The sequence below is a fragment of the Glaciimonas sp. PCH181 genome (assembly GCF_003056055.1).
Classification (GTDB): domain Bacteria; phylum Pseudomonadota; class Gammaproteobacteria; order Burkholderiales; family Burkholderiaceae_D; genus Glaciimonas.
The window spans coordinates 1-5,991 of sequence record NZ_PYFP01000005.1 but is presented as its reverse complement, the minus strand read 5'-3'; the positions used below and the strand labels follow the sequence as shown (position 1 = coordinate 5,991).

Genomic DNA, 5,991 nt, shown 5'->3' with positions numbered 1-5,991 from the left:
GTTTATGGGGGCTTAGCTCAGCTGGGAGAGCACCTGCTTTGCAAGCAGGGGGTCATCGGTTCGATCCGTTAGCCTCCACCATATTGTTTGATTCCCAGAGCGGGGTTTGAGCGTGGTGAAATATCAAACCTAAGTCAGGTATTACGCAGGGTAAGACAGCGTGATGCGGCGCGATTTAGGTTTGATCTTTTTTAAGATCATTGGCTGTTTGTTCTTTAACAATTTAGAAGAAGTAAAGATTTCGTCCGCAGTGCGACAGCATTGTGGGATGGGTATGATTGTATCAAATCAAAAAGTATTAAAAGAGTTCTCAAAAAAGAGCATACGAGAGTATGCAAACTGGAAAACACTTTGGATACGGCAAACGCTAAAGTAATACTCATAAGTAATATCCTATAACCGGTTTTTAGACGTGAACGCGTCTAGAGGCTAACGTTATAGGGACAAGTGAATAAGTGCACATGGTGGATGCCTTGGCGATTACAGGCGATGAAGGACGTAGTAGCTTGCGATAAGCTGCGGGGAGCGAGCAAACACGCTTTGATCCGCAGATTTCCGAATGGGGAAACCCACCTTTTAGGGTATTGCATACTGAATACATAGGTATGCAAGGCGAACGTGGCGAACTGAAACATCTAAGTAGCTACAGGAAAAGAAATCAACCGAGATTCCCAAAGTAGTGGCGAGCGAAATGGGAACAGCCTGCACGATTTAGCATCAGCGATAATGGAACACTCTGGAATAGTGGCCATAGAGGGTGATAGCCCCTTACATGAAATCGGTGGTGTGGAACTAAGTGTGCGACAAGTAGGGCGGGACACGTGTAATCCTGTCTGAACATGGGGGGACCATCCTCCAAGGCTAAATACTCGTAATCGACCGATAGTGAACCAGTACCGTGAGGGAAAGGCGAAAAGAACCCCGGAAGGGGAGTGAAATAGATCCTGAAACCGTGTGCATACAAACAGTAGGAGCGGACTTGTTCCGTGACTGCGTACCTTTTGTATAATGGGTCAGCGACTTACATTCAGTGGCAAGCTTAACCGTATAGGGAAGGCGTAGAGAAATCGAGTCCGAATAGGGCGTTCAGTCGCTGGGTGTAGACCCGAAACCAAGTGATCTACTCATGGCCAGGATGAAGGTGCGGTAACACGCACTGGAGGTCCGAACCCACTAATGTTGAAAAATTAGGGGATGAGCTGTGGGTAGGGGTGAAAGGCTAAACAAACTTGGAAATAGCTGGTTCTCTCCGAAAACTATTTAGGTAGTGCCTCAAGTATCACCATCGGGGGTAGAGCACTGTTATGGCTAGGGGGTCATTGCGACTTACCAACCATTGCAAACTCCGAATACCGATGAGTGCGAGCTTGGGAGACAGACGCCGGGTGCTAACGTCCGACGTCAAGAGGGAAACAACCCAGACCGCCAGCTAAGGTCCCAAAGATTGGCTAAGTGGCAAACGAAGTGGGAAGGCTAAAACAGTCAGGAGGTTGGCTTAGAAGCAGCCATCCTTTAAAGAAAGCGTAATAGCTCACTGATCGAGTCGTCCTGCGCGGAAGATGTAACGGGGCTAAGCCAGTCACCGAAGCTGCGGATATCAATTTATTGATATGGTAGGAGAGCGTTCTGTAAGCCTGCGAAGGTGTCTTGTAAAGGATGCTGGAGGTATCAGAAGTGCGAATGCTGACATGAGTAGCGATAATGGGGGTGAAAAGCCTCCACGCCGTAAGCCCAAGGTTTCCTGTTCAACGTTCATCGGAGCAGGGTGAGTCGGCCCTAAGGCGAGGCAGAGATGCGTAGCTGATGGGAAGCAGGTTAATATTCCTGCACCGTCGTGTGATGCGATGGGGGGACGGATCGCGGAAGGTTGTCCGACTGTTGGAATAGTCGGTTTTTGGCTCAGAGAAGGCTGTTAGGCAAATCCGGCAGCGTAATTCAAGGGGTTGAGACGAGTGAATTTATTCACGAAGCAATCGGAAGTGGTTCCAAGAAAAGCCTCTAAGCTTCAGTCACACGAGACCGTACCGCAAACCGACACAGGTGGGCGAGATGAGTATTCTAAGGCGCTTGAGAGAACTCGGGAGAAGGAACTCGGCAAATTTGTACCGTAACTTCGGGATAAGGTACGCCCCGGTAGCTTGACTGGCTTGCGCCAGAAGGGTGAAAGGGCTGCAATAAAAAGGTGGCTGCGACTGTTTAATAAAAACACAGCACTATGCAAACACGAAAGTGGACGTATATGGTGTGACTCCTGCCCGGTGCTGGAAGATTAAATGATGGGGTGCAAGCTCTTGATTGAAGTCCCAGTAAACGGCGGCCGTAACTATAACGGTCCTAAGGTAGCGAAATTCCTTGTCGGGTAAGTTCCGACCTGCACGAATGGAGTAACGATGGCCACACTGTCTCCTCCCGAGACTCAGCGAAGTTGAAATGTTTGTGATGATGCAATCTACCCGCGGCTAGACGGAAAGACCCCATGAACCTTTACTGTAGCTTTGCATTGAATTTTGAACCAATCTGTGTAGGATAGGTGGAGGCTTTGAAGCGTGAACGCTAGTTTGCGTGGAGCCAACCTTGAAATACCACCCTGGTTTGTTTGAGATTCTAACCTTGGTCCGTTATCCGGATCGGGGACAGTGCATGGTAGGCAGTTTGACTGGGGCGGTCTCCTCCCAAAGTGTAACGGAGGAGTTCGAAGGTACGCTAGGTACGGTCGGACATCGTGCTGGTAGTGCAATGGCATAAGCGTGCTTAACTGCGAGACTGACAAGTCGAGCAGGTACGAAAGTAGGACATAGTGATCCGGTGGTTCTGTATGGAAGGGCCATCGCTCAACGGATAAAAGGTACTCTGGGGATAACAGGCTGATTCCTCCCAAGAGTTCATATCGACGGGGGAGTTTGGCACCTCGATGTCGGCTCATCACATCCTGGGGCTGTAGCCGGTCCCAAGGGTATGGCTGTTCGCCATTTAAAGTGGTACGTGAGCTGGGTTTAAAACGTCGTGAGACAGTTTGGTCCCTATCTGCCGTGGGCGTTGGAAATTTGAAGGGGGCTGCTCCTAGTACGAGAGGACCGGAGTGGACGAACCTCTGGTGTACCGGTTGTCACGCCAGTGGCATTGCCGGGTAGCTAAGTTCGGAAGAGATAACCGCTGAAAGCATCTAAGCGGGAAACTTGCCTTGAGATGATATTTCCCGGGAACTAGATTCCCCTAAAGGGTCGTTCGAGACCAGGACGTTGATAGGCTGGGTGTGGAAGCGTAGTAATACGTTAAGCTAACCAGTACTAATTGCCCGTGCGGCTTGTCCCTATAACCTTAGCAGGTTATATATAAGCTAATGAGATATGTGTTTGCCTGAAAAGTGCAATCATACCCAGTGTTGGGGTAACGAAACCCTCGTTACCCCAACACATGAAACAAAACTTTACTTCTTCTAGATTGCGTTGTGTGTTGCCCGATTGGGAACATATGACACTACAGTTTATGCCTGATGACCATAGCGAGTTGGTACCACCCCTTCCCATCCCGAACAGGACCGTGAAACGACTTTGCGCCGATGATAGTGCTGCAACCAGTGTGAAAGTAGGTCATCGTCAGGCTTTTATTAGAAAACCCTCCAGAGAAATCTGGGAGGGTTTTTGCTTTGGGCAATCGAAATCGAATCGAAATCGGATCGGAGAAAAACACACACCTACTGCATGTATTGAGCCATTTATTTAGCCAATCGATATTTCCGGTACAACCATTCCTCATATAATCCGCCGTCACACATCAGCCAATCAGCATCCAACAAAATATCAAGCATCAAAATGACTATCCCAAAGTAAGCGTGCGCTCAAAACCGTCTATACCTAATCCTCAAATGTCCGCATGATTGCGTTGGAGGGTACAAATCGATTGTGCCCACAACTTCAAATTATGGACACAAATATTGAGTCGGTTACTCCCTCTAAGCGCAGTGGTTATCGGCAACATTCGATTGATTTCAAACGCATGGTGGTCGAACAATCCTTGATGGCTGGGGCCTCGGTGTCGCGGGTGGCGCGGGCCCACGATGTGAATGCGAACCAGGTATTTACCTGGCGTAAATTGTTTCGTGCAGGAGCCTATGAGATTGCCTCAGGCAAGTCCGTCAAATTGCTGCCAGTAGTTCTTGGCGACCCTCGGCAACCATCCCCTGCCAAGCCAGTCTTCACCACGTTACACCGACCGGCGTGATGGTCCTGGAAATAGGTAAGGCGCGACTTCGAGTCGAGGGCGTGGTGGATCCGTCTATGCTTTCCATGGTGCTGGCCCGGTTGCTGGCATGATCGGTTTGCCAGCAGGAACGCGGATCTGGATCGCAGCAGGCGTGACCGATATGCGTTGCGGTTTTAATGGGTTGGCAGCCAAGGTGCAAACGGCATTGGCCGATGACCCGTTTAGCGGTCACGTCTTCGTGTTTCGTGGCCGACGTGGCGATATTTTGAAGATCTTGTGGTGGACCGGCGACGGGCTGTGTCTGCTGGCCAAACGGCTGGAACGCGGCCGCTTCATCTGGCCGCAGGCAAGCGAAGGCGCGGTTTGTCTGTCGCAAGCGCAACTGTCAATGTTGCTGGAAGGGATCGATTGGCGACGTCCCGAGCGCACGCAACGGCCCCTGTCAGGCTTGTAAACATCGACGTCATTCGGTAAACTACGGGCATGTCAACGCCGCCCACCTTCCCGACGATATCAGCGCTTTAAAAGCGATGATTACCGATCGTGATGCGGTCATTGCGTTGCACGGGGAAACGGTGGCGCAGCTACAGGACGCACTGTCCTCACATCGCATCGAAATCGAACACCTCAAGCTCTTCATCGCCAAACTCAAACGGCTGCAGTTCGGCCGCAAATCCGAGAAGCTGGACCGGCAAATTGAACAACTCGAATTACGGTTAGAAGATTTGCAGACAGAAGAAAGTGACGTTGCCAGCGCTGCCCCGGCAACGAAGCCAGTGCGTCCGAAGATACCACGCAAACCGCTACCGCCCCATTTGCCCGGGACGAGAAGATCTATACGCCAGAGCATGCCGCCTGCCCCGATTGCGGTGGCGATTTGCGTCATCTCGGCAGTGACGTTGCCGAGCAACTTGAATTCGTCCCGGCCAGCTTTCGGGTCATCCGGCATGTGCGTCCCAAACTCGCTTGCACCTGCTGCGACTGCATCGTCCAGGCGCCGGCACCCAGCCGTCCGATTGCACGCGGTCTGGCGGGGCCCGGATTACTCGCCCATATTCTGGTGAGCAAGTTCGCTGATCATCTTCCGCTCTACCGGCAATCGGTCATCTATGCCCGGGAAGGTGTGGAACTGGATCGGGGATTATTGGCAGACTGGGTCGGTGCTGCCAGCAGCCTGCTGCGACCGCTGGTCGATGCGGTACGCCGTCATGTGATGGCAACGACCAAATTACATGCCGACGACACCCCGATCCCGGTACTGGCACCCGGCAATGGCAAGACCAAAACAGCCAGACTGTGGACGTATGTCCGCGACGACCGGCCATCGGGATCAACCGATGCCCCGGCAGTCTGGTTCGCTTACACGCCGGACCGCAAAGGTATCCATCCTCAGACCCATCTGGCGAAATTCGCCGGCGTTCTGCAGGCCGATGCGTATGCCGGATTCAACGCGATTTATGCAACCGGTCGTGTACAGGAGGCTGCGTGCTGGGCGCACGCGCGACGCAAATTCTTCGACTTGCATGCAGCACGGGCCTCGCCAATCACCACTGAAGCCTTGCGCCGCATCGGCGCATTGTATGAGATCGAAGCAAGCATACGTGGCAAACCGCCACAGGTAAGACAGGCAGTGCGCCAGGCGCAGTCGCGCCCGCTCATTGATGCGTTGGAAAGCTGGCTGCGGGCAAGTTTGTTGACGCTGTCGCGCAAATCCGATACTACTGCGGCGATCCTGTACGCCCTCAATTTATGGCCAGCATTAACCCGCTATTGCGACGATGGCAGCAT

The 5,991-nt window shown here is 52.1% G+C and carries 2 protein-coding genes, 1 tRNA gene, 2 rRNA genes and 1 pseudogene; all 6 read left to right on the top strand.

The features are described from left to right. The first annotated feature begins 6 nt into the window (after positions 1–6). Positions 7–81: transfer RNA gene (locus C7W93_RS23090), tRNA-Ala, on the top strand. 360 nt (positions 82–441) lie between these two features. Beyond that, positions 442–3,312, top strand: a 23S ribosomal RNA gene (locus tag C7W93_RS23080). A gap of 177 nt (positions 3,313–3,489) precedes the next feature. Beyond that, positions 3,490–3,602 (top strand): 5S ribosomal RNA (rrf, locus tag C7W93_RS23075). Between the two features lie 319 nt (positions 3,603–3,921). Beyond that, entirely contained in the window at positions 3,922–4,221 is a 300-nt protein-coding gene (locus tag C7W93_RS23070) for a transposase (RefSeq protein WP_161539981.1), read from the top strand. Between the two features lie 88 nt (positions 4,222–4,309). After that, entirely contained in the window at positions 4,310–4,657 is a 348-nt protein-coding gene (gene tnpB / locus C7W93_RS23065) for an IS66 family insertion sequence element accessory protein TnpB (protein WP_108438191.1), read from the top strand. Between the two features lie 76 nt (positions 4,658–4,733). Next, positions 4,734–5,991 (top strand): annotated as a pseudogene (locus C7W93_RS23060) (IS66 family transposase); the annotation flags it as partial.

Bases quoted from the DNA above. Each gene is read 5' to 3' on its own strand.
- tnpB (WP_108438191.1), top strand. From the start codon at position 4,310: ATGATCGGTTTGCCAGCAGGAACGCGGATCTGGATCGCAGCAGGCGTG.
- C7W93_RS23070 (WP_161539981.1), top strand. From the start codon at position 3,922: ATGGACACAAATATTGAGTCGGTTACTCCCTCTAAGCGCAGTGGTTAT.